This window comes from Streptomyces sp. NBC_01166 (assembly GCF_045039765.1).
Taxonomy (GTDB): domain Bacteria; phylum Actinomycetota; class Actinomycetes; order Streptomycetales; family Streptomycetaceae; genus Streptomyces.
On the sequence record NZ_CP108613.1, the window covers coordinates 3,078,335 to 3,100,327 of the forward strand.

The following is a 21,993-nucleotide window of genomic DNA, read 5'->3' on the forward strand; positions in this document are numbered from 1 at the left end:
GGTGGGGGGAACTGCGGACACGAGCGGCACTCCTTCGTGCGGCCGGACCACCGCCGCACCCGCGGCGGTGGCTGCTCGCCGTCGGTGCGGTGGGGACGAGGAGGCGGGAGACGGTTACCAGCGCGGGACGGACGGGGCGACCCACTGCGGGTCGGTGACGCGCATCGCGGCCGCGTCGTCCCGGTCCTTGTATGTGCCGTCGTCGTCGAGCCACCGCTGGTGGAGGAACGCGAGCTTGTCTCGGTCGAGTTCTACGCCGAGGCCGGGTGCGTCGGAGACGGCGACCTTCCCGGCGTCGAAGGTGAGACGCTCGGTGAGGACGTCCTCGGACTGCCAGGGGTAGTGGGAGTCGCAGGCGTGGTGGAGGCCGGGGACGGTGGCGGCCACATGGGTCATGGCGGCGAGGCTGATGCCGAGGTGGGTGTTGGAGTGCATGGACACTCCGACGCCGAACGCGCTGCAGATGGCGGCCAGTTGCTGGGTGTTGCGCAGGCCGCCCCAGTAGTGGTGGTCGGAGAGGACGACCTGGACGGCGCCCTGGGTGAAGGCCTCCTTGATCTCGTCGAACGTCGTCACGCACATGTTGGTGGCGAGCGGCACGCCGGACTTCGCGGCGACCTCGGCCATGGCGGGGACGCCGGTCGCCGGGTCCTCCAGGTACTCCAGGACGTCCCGTAGCTCCTCGGCCACCTCCAGGGAGGTCTCCACGGACCAGGCCCCGTTGGGGTCCAGCCGCAGCGGGTGGCCGGGGAAGGCGGCGGCGAGGGCCTTGACCGCGGCGATCTCCTCGGCCGGGGGGAAGACGCCGCCCTTGAGCTTGAAGGAGGTGAAGCCGTACCGCTCGGTGAAGGTGCGGGCCTGCTGGACGATTCCGGCGGGATCGACGGCGGCGCCCCACCCGTCCTCCTCGCCGGACCGCTCGCCGGACGGGCCTGCCGGGTGAGCGGCGTACTTGTAGAAGAGGTACGCGCTGTACTCGACGGCGTCCCGCACCTTGCCGCCGAGCAGCGCGTGCACGGGCAGGGCGAGCGCCTTGCCGAGGGCGTCGAGGCAGGCGACCTCGAAGGCGGAGACCACGGAGAGGCGCAGTTTGTCGGCGGTCTGGACGCCGCGCAGTCCGCCGACGTCGACCTGGCCGGTGACCCGGGCGGCGTCGACGGCGACCTCGTCGGCCACGCCGAACAGGCCGTTGAGGTCGCTGACCTGGTGGCCGATCAGCTGCTCGGCGAGGGGCCGGGCCAGCTCCAGGTATTTGGTGTCGCCGTACGTCTCGCCGAGGCCCGTGGTCCCGTCGGCCGTGACCACCTCCACGATCAGGCGCGGGGTGTACGGCTGGTGGACGCCCGCGGTGTTCAGCAGCGGCGGGTCGGCGACCAGGATCGGGGTCAGCGTCACGTCCGTGATGGTGAGGTCTCGGGTCACAGGGAGGCTCCTACGAGGTCGAGTCCGGTGGAGAGCAGCGTCTTGAGCTCGGCCAGGTCGGCGGCCGAGGGGTCGGTGAGCGGGGCGCGCACGGGTCCGACCGCCCGGCCGCGCAGCCGGGCACCGGCCTTCACCAGCGACACGGCGTATCCGGGGACTCGGTCACGGAGCTCGACGAGCGGGACGTAGAAGTCGCGCAGCAGCTTGTCGACGGTGCCGGAGTCGCCGTCGCGCAGGGCGGCGAAGAAGGCGTTCGCGATCTCGGGCGCGAAGGCGTGGACGGCGGAGGAGTAGGCGGGGACGCCGACGGTGGCGTAGGCGCGGGCCTGGATCTCGGCGGTGGCGGCGCCGTTGAAGAACAGGAAGCCGTCAGGGGCGGCGAGGGTCAGGCGCTGGAGGCGGTCGAGGTCGCTGTGGCCGTCCTTGACACCGATGACGCCCGGGATGCGGGCGATGCGGCGGAGCGAGTCGGCGGTGTAGGTGACCTGGCCGCGCTGGTAGGCGATGAGCGGGAGCCGGGTGCGGGCGGCGATGTGCTGGAGCTGGGCGGCCAGCCCGTCCTGCGGGGCGGCGGTGAGGTAGTGCGGCAGGACGAGGAGCGCGTCGGCTCCGGCTTCCTCGGCGATGCGGGCGAACCGGGCGGCCTGCGCCCAGCCGTAGCCGGTGCCGGCGACGACCGGGAGGCGGCCGGCCGCCTCCTCGACGGTGATCGTGACGGCCTGCCGGTACTCGTTCTCGTCCAGTGAGAAGAACTCGCCGGTGCCGCAGGCGGGGAAGACGGCCCCCGGGGCGGTGGCGAGCTGCTCTGCCACGTAGTCGCGGTAGCCGTCCGGGTCGAAGGATCCGTCCTGGTGGAAGCTGGTCAGCGGGAAGGAGAGCACACCGCCCGCCATCCCCTTCCGCAGCCGTCGTGCCACGGCCTCCGCGGCCTCCGTGCCGGTGTCGAAACTCACGCCATCTCCCCATGTAGACGTCATCCACGTATGAGGATGGAGATTAGGGAGGTGAACCGCAGGGCGTCAATGGGTGTGCATCACCCTTCTCCGAGCCCGATTACGATCGGCGCATGCCTGACACAAGGGGAGAGGCGGGCGGCGTCCGCGAGGTGAAGTCCGCGGCACGCACGGTCGACTTGCTGGAGGTCCTGGCGGCACGCGGCGACCGTCCGGCGCGGCTCCAGGAGCTGGCGGACGAGCTGGGAGTGCCGCGCAGCTCGATGTACGCGCTCCTCCAGACGCTGATCTCACGCGGCTGGGTCCGCACGGACCTGACCGGCTCCCTGTACGGCATCGGCATCCACGCCCTGCTCACCGGCACCAGCTACCTGGATTCCGATCCCCGGCTGAGGGCGGTTCGGCCGTATCTCGACGAGGCCTCCGAGGCGCTGGGCGAGACGATCCACATGGGACGGCTGGACGGCCGGGACGTGGCTTATCTCGCGACCCGGGAGTCGCACGAGTACCTGCGGACGATCAGCCGCGTCGGACGGCGGCTGCCGGCGCACGTGGGCGCACTGGGCAAGGCGCTGCTGGCCGAGCGACCGGACGGGGAACTGCCCGAGGGGCCCTACGAGGCGCTGACGCCGAACACCCACACCGACCGGGGCACCCTGCTGGCCGACCTCGCGGAGATCCGGGCGCGTGGTTACGCGGTGGACCGGGAAGAGGGTGTGTCCGGGCTCGTCGGCTTCGGGTTCGCCCTGCGGTACGACAACCCGCCGCAGGACGCCGTCAGTTGCTCGGTACCCGTGGCCCGGCTGACACCGGAGCACGAGGAGCGGATCGTGGCGGTGATGCGGGAGATCCGGGCGAAGACGGAAGCGGCGGTTCCCACCGGGAGCGGAGCGGCGCACTGGCGCTGAAGCCCGCCACCCCGGCGACGTACCGCTACGACCGCCCGGCGCGCAGACCGTCGATGACGATGGCGAGCATGCGCTCGCCGCGTTCCTGCCAGTCGGGCCCGTCGGCCTTCCACAGGAACGACACCAGCAGCAGGACCTCGTCGGCGTCGGCGTCGGGGCGCAGCTCCCCCGCCTCCTTGCAGGCGGTCAGCAGCCGGTCCAGTGCGGCGATGACCGGCGCGTAGTACTCGCTGCCCAGGTCGGCGCGGGTGGCGGCCTCGACGGCCAGGGACGCGCCGTGCTTGATCCGGCCGTAGGCGGCGAGGCGGCCGAACCAGAGGCGGAGCGCGTCCAGCGGCTCGCGCTCCGCGAGCAGGGCCGGGGCGGCGTCGACGAGGGCCTCGACGTCCTCCCGGTAGACGGCGACGAGCAGGGCCTCACGGTTGGGGAAGTGCCGGTACATGGTGCCCTGGCCGATGCCGACCGCCTTGGCGATCGACTGGAGGGTCGCGTCCGGGGTTTCGGTGAACGCGGTGCGCGCGGTGTCGATGATGCGCGCTCTGTTGTCCTGCGCGTCCGACCGCGTGGCGCGGCGGCGTGGCTCCGTCATCGGCTCTCCCTGGTTCCGGGCGTACGGGCACCGATTGCCTATCCGGACACATGTCCGCTACCGTGGATTCCGTACTGGACACGTGTCCGCTTAACAGTCTAGAGCGTCTTGGACGGAGATTCGGCATGCCTGGAACCGAAGGCAAGGTCGTGGCGATCACGGGAGCGAGCAGCGGGATCGGCGCCGCCACAGCGCGCCTGCTGGCGGAGGGCGGGGCGAAGCTCGTACTCGGCGCCCGCCGGGAGGAACGGCTCGCGGCCCTGGCCGACGAGCTGCGGGGCAAAGGGGCCGAGGTGGCGTTCATCGCGGTCGACGTCACCCGCCGCGAGGACCCCGCACGCCTGGTGGAGCTGGCCCGTGAACGCTTCGACCGGCTGGACGTCCTCGTCGGCAACGCGGGGATCGGCCCGGTGTCACCCCTCGACGACCTGCGGGTGGACGACTGGGACGCGATGATCGACGTGAACGTCAAGGGACTGCTGTACGGCATCGCGGCCGCCCTCCCCGTCTTCCGGAGTCAGGGACACGGCCACTTCGTGCACACCCTGTCGACCGCGGCCTACCGGACGGTGCCCACCATGGCCGTCTACTCGGCCTCCAAGGTCGCCGCACGCACCCTCACCGAGGGCCTGCGGCAGGAGGCCGGGCCGTCGATCCGGGTCTCCGCGGTCTCGCCGGGATTCGTGGCCACCGACTTCATCGACTCGGTGCCGGACGCTGATCTGCGTGCGCGGATGAACGAGTCGAAGGAGGAGACGGCCATCCCGCCGGCCGCGGTCGCGCGTGCCATCCGGTTCGCGATCGAGCAGCCCGACGACGTCGACGTCACCGAGATCGTCGTGCGGCCGACCGCCCAGGCCTGAGCCGGCCGCCTCACCGCGTGTCGCGCAGCCGGAGGAGGTACGTCGCGGTCAGCGCGACGGGACGGTCCTCGTCGTGCGACAGCTCCACGAGGGCGTCCGACGCCTTCGCCCCGGGGACGGCGGCGAGCGCCTGGGTCAGCCGTCCGCGTCCGGGCACGTCGGTGGCCTCGTGGGCGAGACGGTCGACGAGCATGGTCGTGATCCGGTCGGCCGTGGCGGTGTCGCCCGCCAGTGTGCTCAGCGCGTCGGCCGCGTCGATGTCGTTCCTTCCGTCCACGATCATGTCGACGAGCGCCGGGACCGCGTCGGTCACCCCTCTCGCCCCGAGCGCCAGTGCCGCATACCCGCGGACCACGGCGTCGGGGGCGGCGAGGGCCTGCCGCAGCCGTTCCGTGGCCTCGGCGCCGGGCATCTCGGCGAGGGACCGGACGGCGCGTTCCCGCACGGCGGCCACCGGTGAGCCGAGGCCCTCCGCCAGCAGCGCCGGGGCGCCGTCCCCCGATCTCGCCAGGGCCCACCGAAGGGCTCCCGCGACGTTCGGCTCCGTCTCGCTCAGCGCCGCCTCGGCCAGGGCCTCCACCGGCACCGGGACCTCGTCATTCGAGGAGAGGGCCGCGCTCTGGCGCACGCCGGCGCTCTTCGATCCCAGCGCCTGGAGGAGCGCGACGACCTGGAGGACGTCCTCCCAGACCGCGGGATCCACGGCGTCGATCCGGCGCAGCCGTGTGAGCAGCTCGGTCTCGGCCGCGATGCGTTCGCGTGTCCGGGTGATGAGGTCGTCGACGAGTGCCGCGGGCGTGAAGCCGGGATCGTCGAGCGCGCGCCCGATCTCTCGGAGCGAAAGACCCAGCGACCGCAGGCTCTCGATCTGGAAGATCCGCCGGATGTCCTCCCCGGAGTACTCCCGATAGCCGGAGCCCGTCCGGCCGGCGGGCCGGACCAGGCCGAGCGACTCGTAATGCCGGAGCATGCGGGCGCTGACCCCGGACCGTCGCGCCACCTCACCGATCAGCACGCTCCGTCGTCCCCCTGGCCGGACCCGCCGAGGGCCACGGCGCGCTTCGCCTCCTCGATCGCGTACCCGAATCCGGCGTCCGGGTCGCGCAGCAGCCGTTGCGTGGCGAGCGCGTGCGCGCGCACGTGCGGCTCCGGGGCCGCTGTCGCCGCGCGCACGGGCGGCGCGATCACCTCACCCAGCGCGACCAGTGCCCGGCTGAGGCTCAGCTGCGTCTCCCGCCCACCGCGCCCGAGCTGCGTGGCCAGCGCCGCGGCCAGGGCGGGCTCCTCGCCATCCGGCACCAGCACCACCGCGGCCCGCCAGGCGCTCCGCGCCACCTCGTCGTCGGCGTCGGCCAGCAGCGCCCGTGTGATCACCGGCCACGCCTGCCGGTCCCCGATCTTCGACAGCGTGTGCAGTGCCTGGCTCCGCGCCTGCGAACGCTCCGAGCCGACCTCGCGGATCAGCCGGGGGAGCGTCGTCGCCACCGGGTGGCGGGTGAGCGCCCAGGTCAGCATGTCGCGGACGAAGAACTCGGGCTCGATCGCGCAGCGCTCGACGAGCGTGCCGACGAAGCGCGGGTCGGGCGCCGTGCCGACCGCCAGAGCGGCCCGCAGCCGCACGGACGAGCGGCCGTCCTCCAGCGCCCGGAGCGCTCGGATCGCATCCGTGTCCTGTCCCGTGATCGTCATCGTGACCACCTCCTCGCCCTGGATTGAAGTCCTTGTCATCGTGTCAAGGTCAACCCGGGCCGGCTGCCGCGCCGGGACGGCGAAAGGCCTCCGCGCGCACATGGCGGCGGAGGCCCGGGAGGCGGCGGCTGGGCATGGAGGGTCGTGACGGCACTGCGGGAGCGCCGCACGGGGTGTCCCGGCAGACGGCAGGAGGCCCGGGACCACCTCAGGGCGCCGGGCCGAAAGGCGGCGCCGGGGTCAGACCGGCCGGAGATCCACGCGCCTTCGGCCGGCCGAAGGCGCGGTGCGGCCGCAGCGCGCGCCAGTGGGGGTTCCCGGGCGGGCGCCGTCCTCGCGGTGCTCTCACTGCACGCGCGCGGAGGCCCGGCCCGAGCGGTCGCCCTCGTCCTCCTCGTCCTCGTCCGGCACGTGGACGTCGAAGACGTAGATGTTGATCTCGACGACCTCCAGACCGGTCATCGACTCCACCGCGTCCGTCACCTGGGTCCTGATCCGGTCGGCCAGCTTGTGTATCTGGACGCCGTACTCCACCTCCACGTCCACGTCGATCGCGGCCTGCTTCTCGCCCACTTCCACCTTGACGGCACGCCCCACCCCGGAGGACCCCGACCTCCGTCCGGTGACCGCGCCTATGGCCTTCGAAGCCCCGCGGCCTACCGAGTACACGCCGTCGGTCTCGCGGATGGCGATTCCGGCGATGGTGGCGACGACGCCGTCGGCGATGGTCGTCGTGCCACGCCCGGCCTGTCCCGTGCTCCTGTCCGCGGTTGAACTCCCGCCCTGGGTCCCGACATCAGCCATGACTGCCTCACAGAGAGTTGATGCGACGAGGCTGCTCGCGTCCCCGTCGGCTCCTCATTTCACTGTGCGCCTGCCCGCCGCCGCCCGCCATCGAGGCGTACACAGCGCTCGCCCCGGCCACGCTCCGCAACCGGGCGCTCAGGGGAGCCGGGCGTGCTCAGCATCACCCTGGACAGCCACCGTGACCGCCGGGTAACTTTTGACCAGGACTGAGCAAGCGCTTAGCCACCGCGACCGACGCTGAAGCTGACACCAGGAGGCATCCCGTGCGCCGTACGGTTTACAACGAGGACCACGAGGCGTTCCGGGAGACCATCCGCGCCTTCATCGAGTCCGAGGTCGTCCCCGTCTACGACGAGTGGTTCGCGGCGGGCCAAGCGCCCCGAGACTTCTACTACAAGCTCGCCGAGCTGGGCATCTTCGGCATCGAGGTGCCCGAGGAGTACGGCGGCGCGGGCGTGGAGTCCTTCAAGTTCGAGGCGATCCTGTACGAGGAGACCGCCCGCGCGGGCATCTCCTTCGGCGGCTCCGGGGTGCACGTCCTGCTCTGCCTGCCTTACCTCAAGGCGTACGCCACTGAGGAGCAGAAGAAGCGCTGGCTGCCGGACTTCGTCTCCGGCAAGTCCATGTACGCGATAGCCATGACGGAGCCGGGCACCGGTTCGGACCTGGCCGGCATGAAGACGACCGCCAAGCTCTCCGAGGACGGCACGCACTACGTCCTCAACGGCGCCAAGACCTTCATCACCGGTGGCGTGCACGCCGACAAGGTCATCGTCTGCGCCCGCACGGACGCCCCCAAGGCCGACGACCGCCGCCACGGCATCTCGCTCCTGGTGGTCGACACCAAGTCCGAGGGCTACTCGGTCGGCCGCAAGCTCGACAAGCTGGGCCTGAAGGTCTCCGACACCGCCGAGCTGGCCTTCGTGGACGTCAAGGTCCCCGTCGAGGACCTGCTGGGCGAGGAGAACAAGGGCTTCTCCTACCTCGGCCAGAACCTCCCGCAGGAGCGCCTGGGCATCGCCGTCGGCGCCTACGCGCAGGCGAAGGCCGCCGTGCGGTTCGCCCAGCAGTACACGCAGGACCGCACCGTCTTCGGCAAGACCGTCGCGTCCTTCCAGAACACCAAGTTCGAGCTGGCCGCCTGCAAGGCCGAGGTCGACGCGGCCGAGGCCGTCTGCGACCGCGCGATCGAGGCCCTGGACGCCGGTGAGCTCACCCCCGCCGAGGCCGCCTCGGCGAAGCTGTTCTGCACCGAGGTCGCGCACCGCGTGATCGACCGCTGCCTCCAGCTGCACGGCGGCTACGGCTTCATGAACGAGTACCCGATCGCCCGCCTCTACACCGACAACCGGGTCAACCGCATCTACGGCGGCACCAGCGAGGTCATGAAGTCGATCATCGCCAAGTCCATGGGCCTCTGAGAACGGCTACGTTTCTCCTTCATGAGCGCAGCACTTGAATCCCTGCTCGATCTGCTCGACCTGGAGCAGATCGAGCAGGACATCTTCCGGGGCATGAGCCGTTCCGCGGTCGTGCCCCGCGTCTTCGGCGGCCAGGTCGCGGCCCAGGCCCTGGTCGCCGCCGGGCGTACGGTCCCCGAGGACCGGGGAGCCCACTCCCTGCACGCGTACTTCCTGCGCCCCGGGGACCCCGGCGCCCCGATCGTCTACAGCGTGGACCGGATCCGCGACGGACGGTCCTTCACCACCCGCCGGGTCGTCGCCGTCCAGCACGGCAAGCCGATCTTCCACCTCTCGGCGTCGTTCCAGGTGCACGAGGAGGGCATGGACCACCAGGCGGTCATGCCCCCGGCCCCGGACCCGGGGACCCTGCCGACCGCGGCGGAGATGCTGCCCCGGTACGCGCACCGCTTCACGGACCCGAGCATGGCGGACCGGCTGCTGGAGGCCCGGGCCGCGGTCGACCTGCGGTATGTGGACGCCCCGCCGTTCGCCACCGCCGGTGAGCCGCGCGAGCCGCGCTCCCAGGTCTGGTTCCGGACGCACGGCAAGCTGGCGGACGACCCGCTGCTGCACGTCTGCATGGCGACGTACGTCTCCGACATGACGCTGCTCGACTCGGTGCTGCTCGCCCACGGGCGCGGCGGCTGGTCCGTCGGTGACGTGGTGGGCGCCAGCCTGGACCACGCGATGTGGTTCCACCGCCCCTTCCGGGCGGACGAGTGGCTGCTGTACGACCAGGAGTCGCCCTCCGCTTCCGGCGGGCGCGGTCTCGGCCAGGCCAGGATCTGGACGGCGGACGGGAAGCTGGCCATCACGGTCATCCAGGAGGGCCTGGTCCGCGTCCCGAGGGACTGAAGCCCGCACATTCGGACATACTGCCCCCCATGAGTGACGACCGGTCCGGCGGCAGCGAGTCCACGTTCACCGTCGTCGTCGCAGCGGTCGCCAATCTCGGCATCGCCGTGGCGAAGCTGGTGGCGGGGCTGATCAGCGGTTCGAGCGCGATGCTGTCGGAGGCCGCGCACTCGGTCGCCGACACCGTCACCGAGGTCATGCTCCTCACCGCGCTGAAGCGCAGCGAGAAGCCCGCGGACGAGGACCATCCGCTGGGCTACGGCCCCGAGCGGTACATCTGGGCGATGCTCGCAGCCGTCGCGACGTTCGTGGGCGGCGCGGTGTTCTCCCTCTACGACGGGATCCACACCCTGCTGCGGGGCGAGGAGCTCGGCGATCCGCTCGTGTCGTACCTCGTGCTCGCGGTCGCCTTCCTGCTGGAGGGCTTCTCACTGCGTACGGGCGTCCGGCAGGTGCGCGGTGAGGCCGCGCGGCTCCGGATGCCCGCGCCGCGCTATCTGCGCCGGACCCCCGACACGGCGGTCAAGGCCGTGGTGATGGAGGACTCGGCGGCCTTGGCCGGGCTGCTGCTGGCGGCCGGCGGCCTGCTCGGCGGGCAGCTCACGGGCTCCGGGGTGTGGGACGGCATCGCCTCCGTCCTCATCGGCGTACTGCTCGTGTACGTGGCATGGGTGCTCTGCCGGTCCAACGCCCAGTTGCTGATCGGCCGGCCGCTCCCGGCCGGGATGCGGGACGGGGTGCGCGAGGAGCTGCTGTCCGTGCCGCACATCGTCGAGGTGGTGGAGCTGACCACGCTCATCCAGGGGCCGTCGGAGATGCTGATCGCGGCGAAGATCGACTTCCGGGACGCGTCGACGGCCGCGCAGATCGAGTGGGCGTGCGAGGAGGCGGAGCAGCAGCTGCGGGAGCGCTACCCGTCGATCCAGCGGGTGTACCTGGATCCGACACCGGGGCGCGCGCAGCGCCTGGCGGCGCGCGCCGACGGCTGAGAGGGAAGCGGGCGGCGCCTCACCTCCCGGACCACTGTCTGCTACGGGCCAGATCCAGCCAGAGGCGTGTCCGACACAGCATTCGGCGGCGAGATCGACCAGGACACGACAAAATCCGGCCCGTCTGCCGCCACCACCGGTGATCGACGTTACTCACTGCCACGCAGGAGAGCGTCCGACGTGAGATCTGCACACCTCTCTGCCGTACTCGTGGCCACACACCGCAGCCGTCCCTGCAGGCCACAGCGGGTCAAATGGTGATGTTTCAGTTGAGTGCGAGCAACCGGCGCACCCACATTCTGCCCATTTACCTTTTTACCTTTCATGTCAATTTTTGAAATACCTCGGTGCTGATTGAAATTGTCCGAGGGCTCGAATTCGAGCCATGATCAGCGGATTTATTGCATCTGCGACCAGGAACCGATGTCCTTCTCAGGGTTGCCTCAACTAGCCCTGGCCGCGCGCGGGCAGGCGCATCCCCCCATCCACCGAGGACCTTTGTGATGACGCACATATCGGAGGCCGGCCCCTGGGTGCTGGCGCTGGCCATGACGGCCGTCGCCCTCGCCCTGGCGCTCCTCCACCTCCGCACGCGCCGTTCGAACGCGGCACTGCGTGCTGAGGCTCGCACCGAAGCACGGGCCGCGGCCGGCAGGTACCAGGCGCTGGAGACCGATGCGCGGTCCAGCGCACAGGCGGCGGCGCAGGCCTCGGAGGCCCGCTACCGGTCGATGGAAGCGACCCTCCTCGCCGAGGCGCAGGAAGCCGAGCGCGCCAGGCTCGCCGCCGAGCAGCAGAGCGGCCGGATCGGCGGGGAGCTGGCGTACTTCGTCGACACCCGGCTGCCGGCCCTCGTCACGCACCTGAGACACCGTCATGTGCCGGTCCCCGGAACGCAGGACCCGGCGCTCACCCACACCGACATCGGGGCCCTCCTGGAACGGGCCCTGAACCAGGTCGCCCAGGTCATCGTCGACACCGAGCAGCGGGTCGACGCCGGCGCCCAGGCCGTGCTGCGGGCCACCACCGCCGAGATCCAGGCCAAGTCCTACCGCCTCCAGGAGATGATCGAGGAAGCGCAGTTCACCTTCGACGATCCGGAGATCGCGAAACGGCTCGTGTCGATGGACCGCACGAACGAGGAGAATCTCCGGCAGATCCAGTCGACCGGAGTGCTCTGCGGGGCATGGCCGGGGCTGACGCGGAACGACTCCCACCTGGGTGACATCGTTGCCGGAGCTCAGTCCCGCATCGCGGGCTACCAGCGCGTCCAGATCACCAGCCAGCTCTCCGACCCGGTCGGGGTGGTGGCCCGGGCGGTGGAGCCGCTCGCCGTGATCGTCGCCGAGCTGCTCTCCAACGCGGTGCACCACACTCCTCAGGGCACGCGGCCCGTGGACGTCAGCCTGCATCAGGTGCAGGCAGGGGCGTGCGTCGTGATCGACGACCCCGGCGTGGGCATGACGGACGAGGAGCGCGAGTTCGCCGCGCGCATGCTGTCCGGTCAGGAGGGTGTCCTGCTGACCCATCTGGGAGATCCGCCGCGCGCGGGGTTCGCCACGATCGGCCGCCTCGTACAGCAGTTCGGTTTCACCGTCACGGTGGACAAGCCCTCGTCGTACGGCGGCGTGCGAGCCGTGGCGTTCATTCCCGATCACCTGCTGATGCTGATGGATGAGGTGGCCCAGCCCATGTCGGCCATGTCCCCCGCCCTGCGCAAGCCGGAGCCGCCCAGGCAGGAGAGCCCCGCGCCGTCACCGGCCGCCGCACCCGCCGGTGCGATCGACCTGCCGCGGCGGCGACGCCAGCGGGCCGCTCAGGACACGGACCGGCCCGCTCAGCAGGGCCCGGACCCGGCGCCTGTGATCAGCCCGGACGAAGCGGCCCGGACGTGGGGCGCCTGGCAGACCGGCACCATGCGCGGATTCGAGGACGCGCACACCGACCAGGAAGAAGGCACGCAGTCATGACCGTCGTTCCCAAGCGCCCCCTTCTCAGGGACATGTCCTGGGTGCTCACCCCGCTTCTGGAGGTGCCGGGGGTCGTGCACGCTTTGGTCCTCTCCGGAGACGGGATGATCCAGGGCGCCACCCAGGCCCTCACCCGGGAGGCCGGGGAGGGCGCCTCCGCCATGGCGTCGGCCGTACAGGGGGCCTGCAAGGAGCTGGTGAGGAAACTGGCGGGGCAGGAGGAGAGCCCCGTACTGCACCAGGTGGTGGTCAGCACGAACTACGGGTTCGCCTTTCTGATCCCCGCGGGCGACAACACGGTCATGGCGGTCTTCGCACAGCCGACCGTGGACATGGGCGTCATCGCCCACGCGATGCAGGTGCAGGTCTCGAAGCTGGGCGACAAGGTGATGAACTCGCCTGCCCGGGCCCGGGGATGACGCCGGCGCCCCGCCGGCGGCTCGTGCCGTCGTTCCTGGCCACCGACAGCGTCCAGCCGACGCGCAACACGCTGGACCGCCTGACCCTGCTGTCGTCCACCGGCGTCACCGCCGTGGACGACCTGACGCACGCCCAGCGCCGGCTGGTCGAACTCCTCCGGGGCGGCCCGCTGGCGCTGGTCGAGGTCGCCGCACGCCTCGTGCTGCCGGTGAGCCTGGTGCGCGTCCTCGTCGCGGATCTCGTCGACAGTTCGCACCTGCACGCCCGCGCCCCCATCCCCGAAGCGAAGGCACACGATCCCCAGCTGCTAGAGAAGGTGCTCGATGGACTCCGCAGTATCCGATAACACCTTCCTCGACAGCGACGAGCAGACGCTGGTGAAGATCGTGGTGACCGGACCCTTCGGCGTCGGGAAGACGACGCTGATCAACACGCTCTCCGAGACCGCGCCGCTGCACACCGAGGAGGTCATGACCCAGGCCGGTGCGGCGGCCGACGATCTCGCCGGTGTGCGGGACAAGGCCACCACCACGGTCGCCATCGACTTCGGCCGCAGGACGCTCCCGGGTGACCTCGTCCTCTATCTGTTCGGCACTCCGGGCCAGAAGAGGTTCAAGCCCCTCTGGGAGGACATCGCGCGCGGCGCCCTGGGCGCGGTGGTCCTGGTCGACACCCGACGTCTCGACGACTCCTTCGACGTCATCGACATGATCGAACAGCAGGGGCTGTCCTACGCCGTGGCCGTCAACCACTTCCCCGACTCGCCCGACTACCCGCCCGAGGTGCTCCGCGACCACCTGGACCTGGAGCCGCACACCCCGCTGGTCGTCTGCGACGCCCGCGAGACGTCGTCGGCCGTGGACGTGCTGATCGCGCTGGTGACCCACCTGCTCGCCGCCCACCCCGTCCTGGAAGCCTCATGAGCACCTACCTGCCCCTGGCCGTCCCCCTGCACAGCCCGGACTTCGCCGCGGATCCCGGGCGCGTCTACGCCCGCCTGCGCGCGTTCGGGCCGGTGGCCCCTGTCGAGGTGTCCCCGGGCGTCAGCGGCTATCTCGTCACCGACCGCGACGCCGCTCTCGCCATACTCAACGACCCCGACGTCTGGTCGAAGGACCCGCGGGCCTGGGAGAGCGGGCTCCCGGCCGACTCGCCGGTGAAGCCGATGATGGGGTGGCGGCCCAACGCCCTGTTCAACGACGGCGCCGAGCACCGCCGCTACCGCTCCGTCATCACCGACAGCTTCAGCCGGATCGAGCCGCACGACCTGCGCCGGCAGGTCGCCGAGATCGCGGACGGTCTGATCCAGGACTTCGCCGGCACCGGTGAGGTCGACCTGGTCGGCCAGTACGCACGCCCGTTGCCGCTGGTGCTGTTCAACGCGATGTTCGGCATGCCGCCCGAGGACGGGCCCCGCCTGGTGGCCGCCATGGGCGGCCTGTTCGAATCCGAACCCGAGCACGCGATCAAGGCGAACGAGGACTTCGGCCGGTACATGGAGGAACTCATCGCGCTCAAGGTGCAGCAGCGCGGCGAGGACCTGACGAGCTGGTTCATGGACCACCCCGCCGGTCTGGCACCGGAGGAACTCGCCCACCAGGTGATCCTCACGATGGCTGCCGGGCAGGAGCCGACCACGAACCTGATCTCGAACGCGCTGTCGCGCATGCTGTCCAATCCGGACTACTACAGCAGCCTCTCCAACGGCGCCCGCACCGCCCGCGACGCCATCAACGACGTGCTGCGCCACGAGCCGCCGATGGCGAACTACAGCGCGCACTACCCGCGGCGCAACATGCAGATCGGCAGCACCTGGATCCCCGCCGACAGCCTCGTACTCATCTCGTACCACGCGGCGAACACCACCCCGGACGGCCACGACGGCGGCGAGCGTACCGACGGCGGCGCGCACCTCGCCTGGTCCTCCGGTCCGCACGCCTGCCCCGTCAAGCAGCCCGCCCTGCTCATCGCGATCACCGCGATCGAGAGGCTCACCAGCCACCTCGGGGACCTCGAACTCGCCGTGCCCCGCGAGAACCTGAAATGGCGCCCCGGTCCCTTCCACCGCGCACTGGCACACCTCCCGGCCCGCTTCGGTCCCATCACGCCGCAGAAAACTGGAGTCACCCCATGGAGCAGCCCCTCGTCCTCGACCCCGCCGGTCGCGACGTCCACGGAGAGTCCGCTCTCCTCCGCGAGCGCGGGCCCGCGACCCGGGTCGTACTCCCCGGCGCCATAGACGCCTGGGCCGTCACCAGCCACTCGCTCCTCAAGGAGCTCCTGACCGACGACCGCGTGACCAAGGACCCCCGCGCCTGGGACGTGTGGCAGCGCGGCGAGATCACCCCGGACATGTGGGTCTACACCTGGGTGGCGGTCTCCAACATGTTCACCGCCGCGGGCCAGGACCACCGCCGCCTGCGCAAACTCGTCACCCCCGCGTTCACCGGGCGCCGCATCGAGGCGCTGAGGCCCGTCATCCAGGAGATCGCCGACCGGCTGCTGGACGACGTGGCGCCCGCCCCCGACGGCACGGTGGACCTGCGCAGCGCGTACGCCCACCCGTTGCCCATGCAGGTCATCTGTCATCTCTTCGGGCTGCCGGAGGAACTCCGGCCGCGCATGGCCCACTTGGTCGAGAAGGTCTTCGACACGACCATCGAGGACGCCGCGTCGAACTTCGCGGAGCTCCAGCAGATGCTGACCGACCTCATCGCGAGCAAGCGGCAGAACCCCGGGGACGACATGACCAGCGTCCTGATCGCCACCCGTGACGAGGACGGTGCCCGCCTGAGCGAAGCCGAGCTGACCGACACGCTGCTGCTCATCATCAGCGCCGGCTTCGAGACCACCGTCAACCTCATCGGCAACGCCGTCCGCGCCCTGCTGGAACACCCCGAGCAGCGCCGGCAGGTCACCGGCGCCGGGGCGAAGCGCTGGAACGACGTCGTCGAGGAGACCCTGCGCTGGGAGCCGAGCGTGGCCCATCTGCCCCTGCGCTACGCCGTCGAGGACATCGACCTCCCTGACGGTCAGCGCATCGCCCGGGGTGAAGCGATCCTCGCGTCCTACGCCGCGGCGGGCCGGGAGCCGGCCCAGCACGGCCCGGACGCCGACCGGTTCGACATCGACCGGTTCGGCCGGGAGCACCTTGCGTTCGGCTACGGCGTCCACTTCTGCCTCGGGGCCCCGCTCGCGCGCCTGGAAGCCGACGTGGCCCTGACCACCCTGTTCGCCCGGTATCCGGAGCTCTCCCTGGCGTCCCCCGCCGCGGAGCTGCCCTCCGTCGAGTCGTTCATCGTCAACGGCGCTCAGCGCATCGACGTCACGCTGGGCAGTCCCACGGCCTGAGAACCCGGAGAGTCGAGCAGTCCGAGTCCGGCCGGCCCGGTCGTCCACCGGCCGGCCGGACTCACTCCCGCTGTCGTTACTCCCGGCCCTCGGCAGGGAGCAGCCCGGCCGCGTCCAGCAGGTAGTCGGTCATCGGGTCGTAGTAGCGCGGGTCGGTGACGTGGTCGTCGAGCGGCACGGTGACCTGGAGGGTGCCCTCCGCCTCCCCCAGGAAGAGCGCGGGGTCGTTGCAGTCCGCGTAACCGATCGAGTCGATCCCGCGCTGCCCCGCGCACCCGGCCCACCCGTGGTCGGCGACGACCAGGTCCGGCTGCGGCCGGCCCTCGCGCTCCAGGCCGTCCAGGATGGCGGCCATCGGCACCGGTGAGTGCGTGTGCCACAGCGTCGCGCCGCGCTCCAGGACGGCGACGTCGGCGAACTGGAAGACCATGCCCTCGTCCGCCATCAGGCCACCGGGGATCCGTACGATCTCGCATCCGGCGGCCCGCAGTGCGTCCGCGGTCTGCCGGTGCACGTCGAGCAGCCCGCCCGGGTGGCCGGTGGCGAGCAGCACCCGTTCCCCGTCGGCCGCCGCCTTCCGCAGCCGTGCGGCCATTCGGTCGAGGGCGTCGACCGTCAGCTCGGGGTCGATGGTGTCCTGGCCCTGGCGGTGCTCCGGGTCGTCGTTGACCCCGCATCTCTCGGCCATCACGGCGAGGACGTCCTGCTCGTCGATCCACCGGTCGCCGAGCTCCAGCCCCAGCCAGAAATGGCGGTTGCCGTTGGCGAGCTGGCGGTAGTGGGAGAGGTTGTTGTCGCGGGGAGTGGCGACGTCGCCCGCGATACGTGTGCGGACGAGGTGCTCGACGAGTTCGGCGCGGCTGGGTATCGGCATGCACCCATTGTGCCGTCGGCGACGCACTGTGTGCCTGGTGTCTCGTACGGCGGAATTCTCCGCGGCACTGCGCGCCGGGCGCCTACGCGGATCCCGCCCGCATCCGCGCCCCGGGCAGGGACCTGCCGCCGCGCGGCGGAACGGGTCCTGGGCGGACCCGGCGGCGGGGAGCCCGCCCCTCACGCCTGCCGTCGCCGTCGACGTACGCCGGGTGCAGGTGGTGATGGGGGAATCGGCGCAGGCGCGCGTCCTCGAGGTCTACGGGCCGTTCCACGCCCGCCCGGGCAGCCTCTTCGCCGACTACGGTCCGGACGAGATCGCCGTACTGACGGACCGGTTCACCCGCGCGCGGTCGGCCATGCGGGAGTCGTTCGACGAGATCAGGGGCGGGACGGACGGGAGCGGCACCTGACCGCTCCCCCGGGTCACGAGGCCGCCGCCTCGAAGGCCCCGCGCGCCAGCCGGTGCAGCAGGGCGGCCGTGGCGGCCCGGCCGGGGAGCGCTTCGGGGCGGGTCAGGTGGGGGGTGGAGTTCAACAGGCCGAACACCGCGTGGACGGTGACCCGGGCCTCGTTCTCCGCAAGGTCCGGGTAGAGGGCGCGTACGGCCTCGACCCAGACCTCGACGTACTGCCGCTGGAGCTGGCGCACGCGCTTGCGGTCGGTGTCCCGCAGGCGGTCCAGCTCGCGGTCGTGGAGGGTGATCAGGGGCCGGTCGTCCAGGGCGAAGTCGATGTGGCCCTCGATGAGGGCGTCCAGCAGCGCGTCCGGGGAGCCGCCCCGGGAGGCGCCGCCCTCGGTGACGCGCAGCTTTCCGCCGGCCAGCAGGCGCTCACTGATACCGACGAGCAGCTCGGCGAGCATCGCGTCCTTGCCGGGGAAGTGACGGTAGAGACCGGGGCCGCTGATGCCGACCGCCGCCCCTATCTCGTCGACCCCGACACCGTGGAAGCCGCGCTCGGCGAAGAGGCGGGCGGCCTCCCGGAGGATCTGCTCGCGGCGGGTGGGAGCCGCGACACGGGCGGCGGCATGAGTGCTCATGGGGATTCATTCTAGACAGGCGGGTTAGCGCTCGTTAACCTGAGCGCAACGCGTTAACGCTCATTAACTCTGATCGACTACTGCGGTACGGGCAAGGGGGCTCGACAGGATGCAGCAGGCACCGGTCCTGGTGAGCGCGGCCGATCCCGCCTCGGAGGCCTGGCAGGCCAACGAGGCGGCGCATCACGCGCTCGCCGAGGAGCTGCGCACGCGGCTCGCCACTGCGCGGCTCGGCGGGGGTGAGAAGGCCCGCGCCCGGCATGTGGCGCGCGGCAAGCTGCTGCCCCGGGAGCGGGTGGACACGCTGCTCGACCCGGGCTCCCCCTTCCTGGAGCTGGCACCGCTCGCGGCCGAGGGGCTGTACGGGGGCGCGGCGCCTGCCGCCGGGGTGATCGCCGGAATCGGGCGGGTCAGCGGCCGGGAGTGCGTGATCGTCGCCAACGACGCGACCGTCAAGGGCGGCACGTACTACCCGATGACGGTGAAGAAGCACCTCCGCGCCCAGGAGGTGGCCCTGGAGAACCGGCTGCCCTGCCTGTACCTGGTGGACTCGGGAGGCGCGTTCCTCCCGATGCAGGACGAGGTCTTCCCCGACCGGGACCACTTCGGGCGGATCTTCTACAACCAGGCCCGGATGTCGGGCGCCGGCATCCCGCAGATCGCGGCGGTGCTCGGCTCGTGCACGGCGGGCGGGGCATACGTCCCGGCCATGAGCGACGAGGCCGTCATCGTCCGGAACCAGGGCACGATCTTCCTGGGCGGCCCCCCGCTCGTGAAGGCGGCCACGGGTGAGGTCGTCACGGCGGAGGAGCTGGGCGGCGGCGAGGTCCACTCCCGGACGTCCGGGGTCACCGACCATCTCGCCGAGGACGACGCGCACGCGCTGCGGATCGTGCGGAACATCGTCGCGACCCTCCCCGGCCGCGGGCCGCTCCCCTGGTCCGTGGAGCCCGCCGAGGAGCCGAAGGCGGATCCGGCGGGCCTGTACGGGGCGGTGCCCGTCGATTCCCGTACGCCCTACGACGTGCGGGAGGTCATCGCCCGGGTGGTGGACGGCTCCCGCTTCCAGGAGTTCAAGGCGGAGTACGGCCAGACGCTGATCACCGGCTTCGCCCGGATCCACGGCCATCCCGTCGGCATCGTCGCCAACAACGGGATCCTGTTCTCGGAGTCCGCCCAGAAGGGCGCCCACTTCATCGAGCTGTGCGACCAGCGGGGCATCCCGCTGGTCTTCCTCCAGAACATCTCGGGCTTCATGGTCGGCCGGGACTACGAGGCCGGGGGCATCGCCAAGCACGGCGCCAAGATGGTCACGGCCGTGGCGTGCACGCGGGTGCCGAAGCTGACGGTCGTGGTCGGCGGGTCGTACGGAGCGGGGAACTACTCCATGTGCGGCCGGGCCTACGGGCCGCGCTTCCTGTGGATGTGGCCGAACGCCAAGATCTCGGTCATGGGCGGCGAGCAGGCCGCCTCGGTGCTGGCCACCGTCAAGCGCGACCAGATCGAGGGGCGCGGCGAGGAGTGGCCCGCCGAGGAGGAAGAGGCCTTCAAGGACCCGGTCCGCGCGCAGTACGAACAGCAGGGCAACGCCTACTACGCCACCGCCCGGCTGTGGGACGACGGTGTGATCGACCCTGTGGAGACCCGGCAGGTGCTGGGGCTCGCCCTGACCGCGTGTGCCAACGCCCCGCTGGGCGAGCCCAGTTTCGGCGTCTTCCGGATGTGATGTGAGGACTTCCATGTTCAGCACTGTTCTGGTCGCCAACCGTGGCGAGATCGCGGTCCGGGTCATCCGGACCCTGCGCGAGCTCGGCGTGCGGTCGGTCGCCGTCTTCAGCGACGCGGACGCGGACGCCCGGCACGTCCGGGAGGCGGATACGGCGGTACGGATCGGGCCGGCCCCGGCCGCCGAGAGCTATCTGTCGGTGGAGCGGCTGCTGGACGCCGCCCGCCGCACGGGCGCCGAGGCGGTCCACCCGGGTTACGGCTTCCTCGCGGAGAACGCGGGCTTCGCCCAGGCGTGCGCGGAGGCGGGACTGGTCTTCATCGGCCCGCCCGCCCCCGCGATCTCGCTGATGGGCGACAAGATCCGCGCCAAGGAGACCGTCGCCACGGCCGGGGTGCCGGTCGTGCCCGGCTCCTCCGGGAGCGGGCTCACCGACGCCCAATTGGGCGCGGCCGCCCGGGAGATCGGGATGCCCGTGCTGCTGAAGCCGTCGGCGGGCGGCGGCGGCAAGGGCATGCGGCTGGTGCGCGAGGAGGCGCTGCTGGCCGACGAGATCGCGGCTGCCCGGCGCGAGGCGCGCGCCTCGTTCGGTGACGACACGCTCCTCGTCGAGCGGTGGATCGACCGGCCGCGCCACATCGAGATCCAGGTCCTGGCCGACGGCCACGGCAACGTGGTGCACCTCGGCGAGCGCGAGTGCTCGCTCCAGCGCCGCCACCAGAAGATCATCGAGGAGGCTCCCTCGGTCCTGCTCGACGAGGCGACCCGGGCCGCGATGGGTGAGGCGGCCGTGCAGGCGGCCAGGTCCTGCGGATACGTGGGCGCGGGCACGGTCGAGTTCATCGTCCCGGGCAGCGACCCCTCCTCGTACTACTTCATGGAGATGAACACCCGTCTCCAGGTCGAGCACCCGGTCACCGAGCTGATCACCGGGCTCGACCTGGTGGAATGGCAGCTCCGGGTCGCCTCCGGCGAGCGGCTGCCGTACGCGCAGGCGGACATCACGCTCACGGGGCACGCCGTCGAGGCCCGGGTCTGCGCCGAGGACCCGGCGCGCGGCTTCCTGCCGTCCGGCGGCACGGTGCTCGCGCTGCACGAGCCGGCGGGCGGCGGGGTGCGGACGGACTCGGGGCTCAGCGAGGGCGTGCCGGTCGGCAGCACGTACGACCCGATGCTGTCGAAGGTCATCGCGTACGGCGCCGACCGGGCGACCGCCCTGCGCCGGCTGCGGGCGGCGCTCGCGGACACGGTGGTGCTGGGCGTCCCGACGAACGCCGGGTTCCTGCGGCGGCTGCTGGCCCATCCGGCGGTGGCGGCGGGCGATCTGGACACCGGCCTCGTGGAGCGGGAGGCGGACGGCCTGGTGCCGGACGGGGTGCCGGAGGAGGTGTACGCGGCGGCGGCGCTGCTGCGGCAGCCCTCCCCCGCTCCCGTCGGCGGCTGGGTCGATCCCTTCTCGGTGCCCGGCGGCTGGCGGCTGGGCGGCACCCCCGCGGAAACCTTCCACCACTTCCGCGTCCCTGGCCATGAGCCGGTGCGCGTGGGCCTGCGTGCGGGCGCGGAGTCCACGGCGGCGCTGACGTTCGGCCACGCCGGGGACCGGCGGGAGCCCGCGGACGCGTGCGGTCCGGTGCCCTCGCTGCCCGGCGCGGAGAGGTCCCGGCTGGTCGAGGCGACCGGGCGGCGTGTCGTCGTCGAACTCGACGGCCTGACCCACACGTTCAGCCTGGCGTCGTCCCCGGAGGGGGTCTGGCTCGGCCGGGACGGGGACGCCTGGCACGTCCAGGACCACGACCCGGTGGAGGCGTCCCTCAGCGGCGCCGCCCGTTCGGGCGCCGACACGCTCGCCGCGCCCATGCCCGGGACCGTCACGGTGGTGAAGGTGGCGGTCGGGGACGAGGTCGTGGCCGGGCAGAGCCTGCTGGTCGTCGAGGCGATGAAGATGGAGCACGTCATCTCCGCCCCGCACGCCGGGACCGTCACCGAGCTCGACGTCACCGCCGGTGCCACGGTCGCCATGGACCAGATCCTGGCCGTGGTGGCCCCGAGGGAGGAATCGTGACCGACACCGGAC

At 71.7% G+C, this 21,993-nt stretch carries 22 protein-coding genes; 14 read left to right on the plus strand and 8 right to left on the minus strand.

The window, feature by feature from the left end; all coding sequences use genetic code 11:
- Positions 1-114 precede the first annotated feature (114 nt).
- A complete protein-coding gene (locus OG379_RS14150) occupies positions 115-1,422 on the minus strand; it encodes a glucarate dehydratase family protein (RefSeq protein ID WP_405662649.1) in 1,308 nt (435 codons plus the stop codon).
- Positions 1,419-2,399 (minus strand): 5-dehydro-4-deoxyglucarate dehydratase, encoded by a 981-nt coding sequence (locus OG379_RS14155; protein WP_405662651.1) that lies wholly within the window; start codon positions 2,397-2,399, stop codon positions 1,419-1,421. Before OG379_RS14155 ends, OG379_RS14150 begins: the two co-directional genes overlap by 4 nt.
- An 89-nt stretch (positions 2,400-2,488) precedes the next feature.
- Here OG379_RS14155 and OG379_RS14160 point away from each other — a divergent pair, with 89 nt between their 5' ends.
- Entirely contained in the window at positions 2,489-3,283 is a 795-nt protein-coding gene (locus OG379_RS14160) for an IclR family transcriptional regulator (RefSeq protein ID WP_405662653.1), read from the plus strand.
- A 25-nt stretch (positions 3,284-3,308) separates the two neighbouring features.
- Here the strand turns inward: OG379_RS14160 and OG379_RS14165 are convergent, their stop codons facing one another.
- The gene (locus OG379_RS14165) at positions 3,309-3,872 is read right to left on the minus strand and encodes a TetR/AcrR family transcriptional regulator (RefSeq protein WP_405662655.1); all 564 of its coding nucleotides are present in this window, start codon (positions 3,870-3,872) and stop codon (positions 3,309-3,311) included.
- Between the two features lie 125 nt (positions 3,873-3,997).
- Between OG379_RS14165 and OG379_RS14170 the strand changes: the two genes are divergently transcribed.
- On the plus strand, positions 3,998-4,735 hold the full coding sequence (locus OG379_RS14170; protein WP_405662657.1) for an SDR family oxidoreductase: 738 nt from the start codon (positions 3,998-4,000) through the stop codon (positions 4,733-4,735).
- A gap of 10 nt (positions 4,736-4,745) precedes the next feature.
- Here OG379_RS14170 and OG379_RS14175 read toward each other — a convergent pair whose 3' ends face one another.
- From OG379_RS14175 to OG379_RS14185, 3 genes are all read right to left on the minus strand, one after another.
- On the minus strand, positions 4,746-5,750 hold the full coding sequence (locus OG379_RS14175) for a MerR family transcriptional regulator (RefSeq protein WP_405662659.1): 1,005 nt from the start codon (positions 5,748-5,750) through the stop codon (positions 4,746-4,748).
- Positions 5,744-6,463 (minus strand): HEAT repeat domain-containing protein, encoded by a 720-nt coding sequence (locus OG379_RS14180; protein ID WP_405662661.1) that lies wholly within the window; start codon positions 6,461-6,463, stop codon positions 5,744-5,746. Before OG379_RS14180 ends, OG379_RS14175 begins: the two co-directional genes overlap by 7 nt.
- Before the next feature lie 306 nt (positions 6,464-6,769).
- Positions 6,770-7,228 (minus strand): Asp23/Gls24 family envelope stress response protein, encoded by a 459-nt coding sequence (locus tag OG379_RS14185; RefSeq protein WP_405662664.1) that lies wholly within the window; start codon positions 7,226-7,228, stop codon positions 6,770-6,772.
- A gap of 266 nt (positions 7,229-7,494) precedes the next feature.
- Here OG379_RS14185 and OG379_RS14190 point away from each other — a divergent pair, with 266 nt between their 5' ends.
- From OG379_RS14190 to OG379_RS14230, 9 genes are all read left to right on the plus strand, one after another.
- Positions 7,495-8,652, plus strand: coding sequence for an acyl-CoA dehydrogenase family protein (locus OG379_RS14190; RefSeq protein ID WP_361571669.1), 1,158 nt, complete (start codon positions 7,495-7,497; stop codon positions 8,650-8,652).
- Between the two features lie 21 nt (positions 8,653-8,673).
- Positions 8,674-9,549 (plus strand): acyl-CoA thioesterase, encoded by an 876-nt coding sequence (locus OG379_RS14195; protein WP_405662667.1) that lies wholly within the window; start codon positions 8,674-8,676, stop codon positions 9,547-9,549.
- Between the two features lie 29 nt (positions 9,550-9,578).
- Positions 9,579-10,538: a cation diffusion facilitator family transporter gene (locus tag OG379_RS14200; RefSeq protein WP_405662669.1), complete on the plus strand. Its 960-nt coding sequence runs from the start codon at positions 9,579-9,581 to the stop codon at positions 10,536-10,538.
- A gap of 503 nt (positions 10,539-11,041) precedes the next feature.
- Positions 11,042-12,508 carry an ATP-binding protein gene (locus tag OG379_RS14205; protein ID WP_405662671.1) on the plus strand — a complete coding sequence of 489 codons (1,467 nt, stop codon included), beginning with the start codon at positions 11,042-11,044 and terminating at the stop codon, positions 12,506-12,508.
- Positions 12,505-12,927: a roadblock/LC7 domain-containing protein gene (locus OG379_RS14210; protein WP_103514904.1), complete on the plus strand. Its 423-nt coding sequence runs from the start codon at positions 12,505-12,507 to the stop codon at positions 12,925-12,927. The genes OG379_RS14205 and OG379_RS14210 overlap by 4 nt, the downstream gene beginning before the upstream one ends.
- Positions 12,924-13,274 (plus strand): DUF742 domain-containing protein, encoded by a 351-nt coding sequence (locus OG379_RS14215; protein ID WP_356708304.1) that lies wholly within the window; start codon positions 12,924-12,926, stop codon positions 13,272-13,274. The genes OG379_RS14210 and OG379_RS14215 overlap by 4 nt, the downstream gene beginning before the upstream one ends.
- Positions 13,252-13,851, plus strand: a complete 600-nt coding sequence (locus OG379_RS14220) for an ATP/GTP-binding protein (RefSeq protein WP_393759079.1) — start codon at positions 13,252-13,254, stop codon at positions 13,849-13,851. Before OG379_RS14215 ends, OG379_RS14220 begins: the two co-directional genes overlap by 23 nt.
- A complete protein-coding gene (locus tag OG379_RS14225) occupies positions 13,848-15,167 on the plus strand; it encodes a cytochrome P450 (RefSeq protein ID WP_405662676.1) in 1,320 nt (439 codons plus the stop codon). Before OG379_RS14220 ends, OG379_RS14225 begins: the two co-directional genes overlap by 4 nt.
- Positions 15,059-16,279, plus strand: a complete 1,221-nt coding sequence (locus OG379_RS14230; protein WP_405662678.1) for a cytochrome P450 — start codon at positions 15,059-15,061, stop codon at positions 16,277-16,279. Before OG379_RS14225 ends, OG379_RS14230 begins: the two co-directional genes overlap by 109 nt.
- 76 nt (positions 16,280-16,355) lie before the next feature.
- Here OG379_RS14230 and OG379_RS14235 read toward each other — a convergent pair whose 3' ends face one another.
- Positions 16,356-17,153 (minus strand): phosphatase, encoded by a 798-nt coding sequence (locus OG379_RS14235; RefSeq protein ID WP_405662681.1) that lies wholly within the window; start codon positions 17,151-17,153, stop codon positions 16,356-16,358.
- Between the two features lie 37 nt (positions 17,154-17,190).
- Between OG379_RS14235 and OG379_RS14240 the strand changes: the two genes are divergently transcribed.
- Positions 17,191-17,565, plus strand: coding sequence for a hypothetical protein (locus OG379_RS14240; RefSeq protein WP_405662683.1), 375 nt, complete (start codon positions 17,191-17,193; stop codon positions 17,563-17,565).
- Positions 17,566-17,578: 13 nt separating this feature from the next.
- On the opposite strand, the gene OG379_RS14245 is transcribed toward OG379_RS14240, so the two are convergent.
- The gene (locus OG379_RS14245; protein ID WP_393759070.1) at positions 17,579-18,193 is read right to left on the minus strand and encodes a TetR/AcrR family transcriptional regulator; all 615 of its coding nucleotides are present in this window, start codon (positions 18,191-18,193) and stop codon (positions 17,579-17,581) included.
- Positions 18,194-18,302: 109 nt separating this feature from the next.
- Here OG379_RS14245 and OG379_RS14250 point away from each other — a divergent pair, with 109 nt between their 5' ends.
- Both OG379_RS14250 and OG379_RS14255 read left to right on the plus strand, forming a co-directional pair.
- Positions 18,303-19,919, plus strand: a complete 1,617-nt coding sequence (locus OG379_RS14250; RefSeq protein ID WP_393759068.1) for a carboxyl transferase domain-containing protein — start codon at positions 18,303-18,305, stop codon at positions 19,917-19,919.
- A gap of 13 nt (positions 19,920-19,932) precedes the next feature.
- Positions 19,933-21,981, plus strand: coding sequence for an acetyl-CoA carboxylase biotin carboxylase subunit (locus OG379_RS14255; protein WP_405662686.1), 2,049 nt, complete (start codon positions 19,933-19,935; stop codon positions 21,979-21,981).
- Positions 21,982-21,993 lie beyond the last annotated feature (12 nt).

Excerpts from the sequence above, each read along its gene's own strand:
- OG379_RS14160 (WP_405662653.1), top strand. The coding sequence starts at position 2,489 with ATGCCTGACACAAGGGGAGAGGCGGGCGGCGTCCGCGAGGTGAAGTCC.
- OG379_RS14210 (WP_103514904.1), top strand. The coding sequence starts at position 12,505 with ATGACCGTCGTTCCCAAGCGCCCCCTTCTCAGGGACATGTCCTGGGTG.
- OG379_RS14235 (WP_405662681.1), bottom strand. The coding sequence starts at position 17,153 with ATGCCGATACCCAGCCGCGCCGAACTCGTCGAGCACCTCGTCCGCACA.
- OG379_RS14255 (WP_405662686.1), top strand. The coding sequence starts at position 19,933 with ATGTTCAGCACTGTTCTGGTCGCCAACCGTGGCGAGATCGCGGTCCGG.
- OG379_RS14205 (WP_405662671.1), top strand. The coding sequence starts at position 11,042 with ATGACGCACATATCGGAGGCCGGCCCCTGGGTGCTGGCGCTGGCCATG.
- OG379_RS14165 (WP_405662655.1), bottom strand. The coding sequence starts at position 3,872 with ATGACGGAGCCACGCCGCCGCGCCACGCGGTCGGACGCGCAGGACAAC.
- OG379_RS14155 (WP_405662651.1), bottom strand. The coding sequence starts at position 2,399 with ATGACGTCTACATGGGGAGATGGCGTGAGTTTCGACACCGGCACGGAG.
- OG379_RS14185 (WP_405662664.1), bottom strand. The coding sequence starts at position 7,228 with ATGGCTGATGTCGGGACCCAGGGCGGGAGTTCAACCGCGGACAGGAGC.
- OG379_RS14200 (WP_405662669.1), top strand. The coding sequence starts at position 9,579 with ATGAGTGACGACCGGTCCGGCGGCAGCGAGTCCACGTTCACCGTCGTC.
- OG379_RS14170 (WP_405662657.1), top strand. The coding sequence starts at position 3,998 with ATGCCTGGAACCGAAGGCAAGGTCGTGGCGATCACGGGAGCGAGCAGC.
- OG379_RS14220 (WP_393759079.1), top strand. The coding sequence starts at position 13,252 with ATGGACTCCGCAGTATCCGATAACACCTTCCTCGACAGCGACGAGCAG.
- OG379_RS14195 (WP_405662667.1), top strand. The coding sequence starts at position 8,674 with ATGAGCGCAGCACTTGAATCCCTGCTCGATCTGCTCGACCTGGAGCAG.
- OG379_RS14180 (WP_405662661.1), bottom strand. The coding sequence starts at position 6,463 with ATGACAAGGACTTCAATCCAGGGCGAGGAGGTGGTCACGATGACGATC.
- OG379_RS14230 (WP_405662678.1), top strand. The coding sequence starts at position 15,059 with ATGGAGCAGCCCCTCGTCCTCGACCCCGCCGGTCGCGACGTCCACGGA.
- OG379_RS14225 (WP_405662676.1), top strand. The coding sequence starts at position 13,848 with ATGAGCACCTACCTGCCCCTGGCCGTCCCCCTGCACAGCCCGGACTTC.
- OG379_RS14215 (WP_356708304.1), top strand. The coding sequence starts at position 12,924 with ATGACGCCGGCGCCCCGCCGGCGGCTCGTGCCGTCGTTCCTGGCCACC.
- OG379_RS14245 (WP_393759070.1), bottom strand. The coding sequence starts at position 18,193 with ATGAGCACTCATGCCGCCGCCCGTGTCGCGGCTCCCACCCGCCGCGAG.
- OG379_RS14250 (WP_393759068.1), top strand. The coding sequence starts at position 18,303 with ATGCAGCAGGCACCGGTCCTGGTGAGCGCGGCCGATCCCGCCTCGGAG.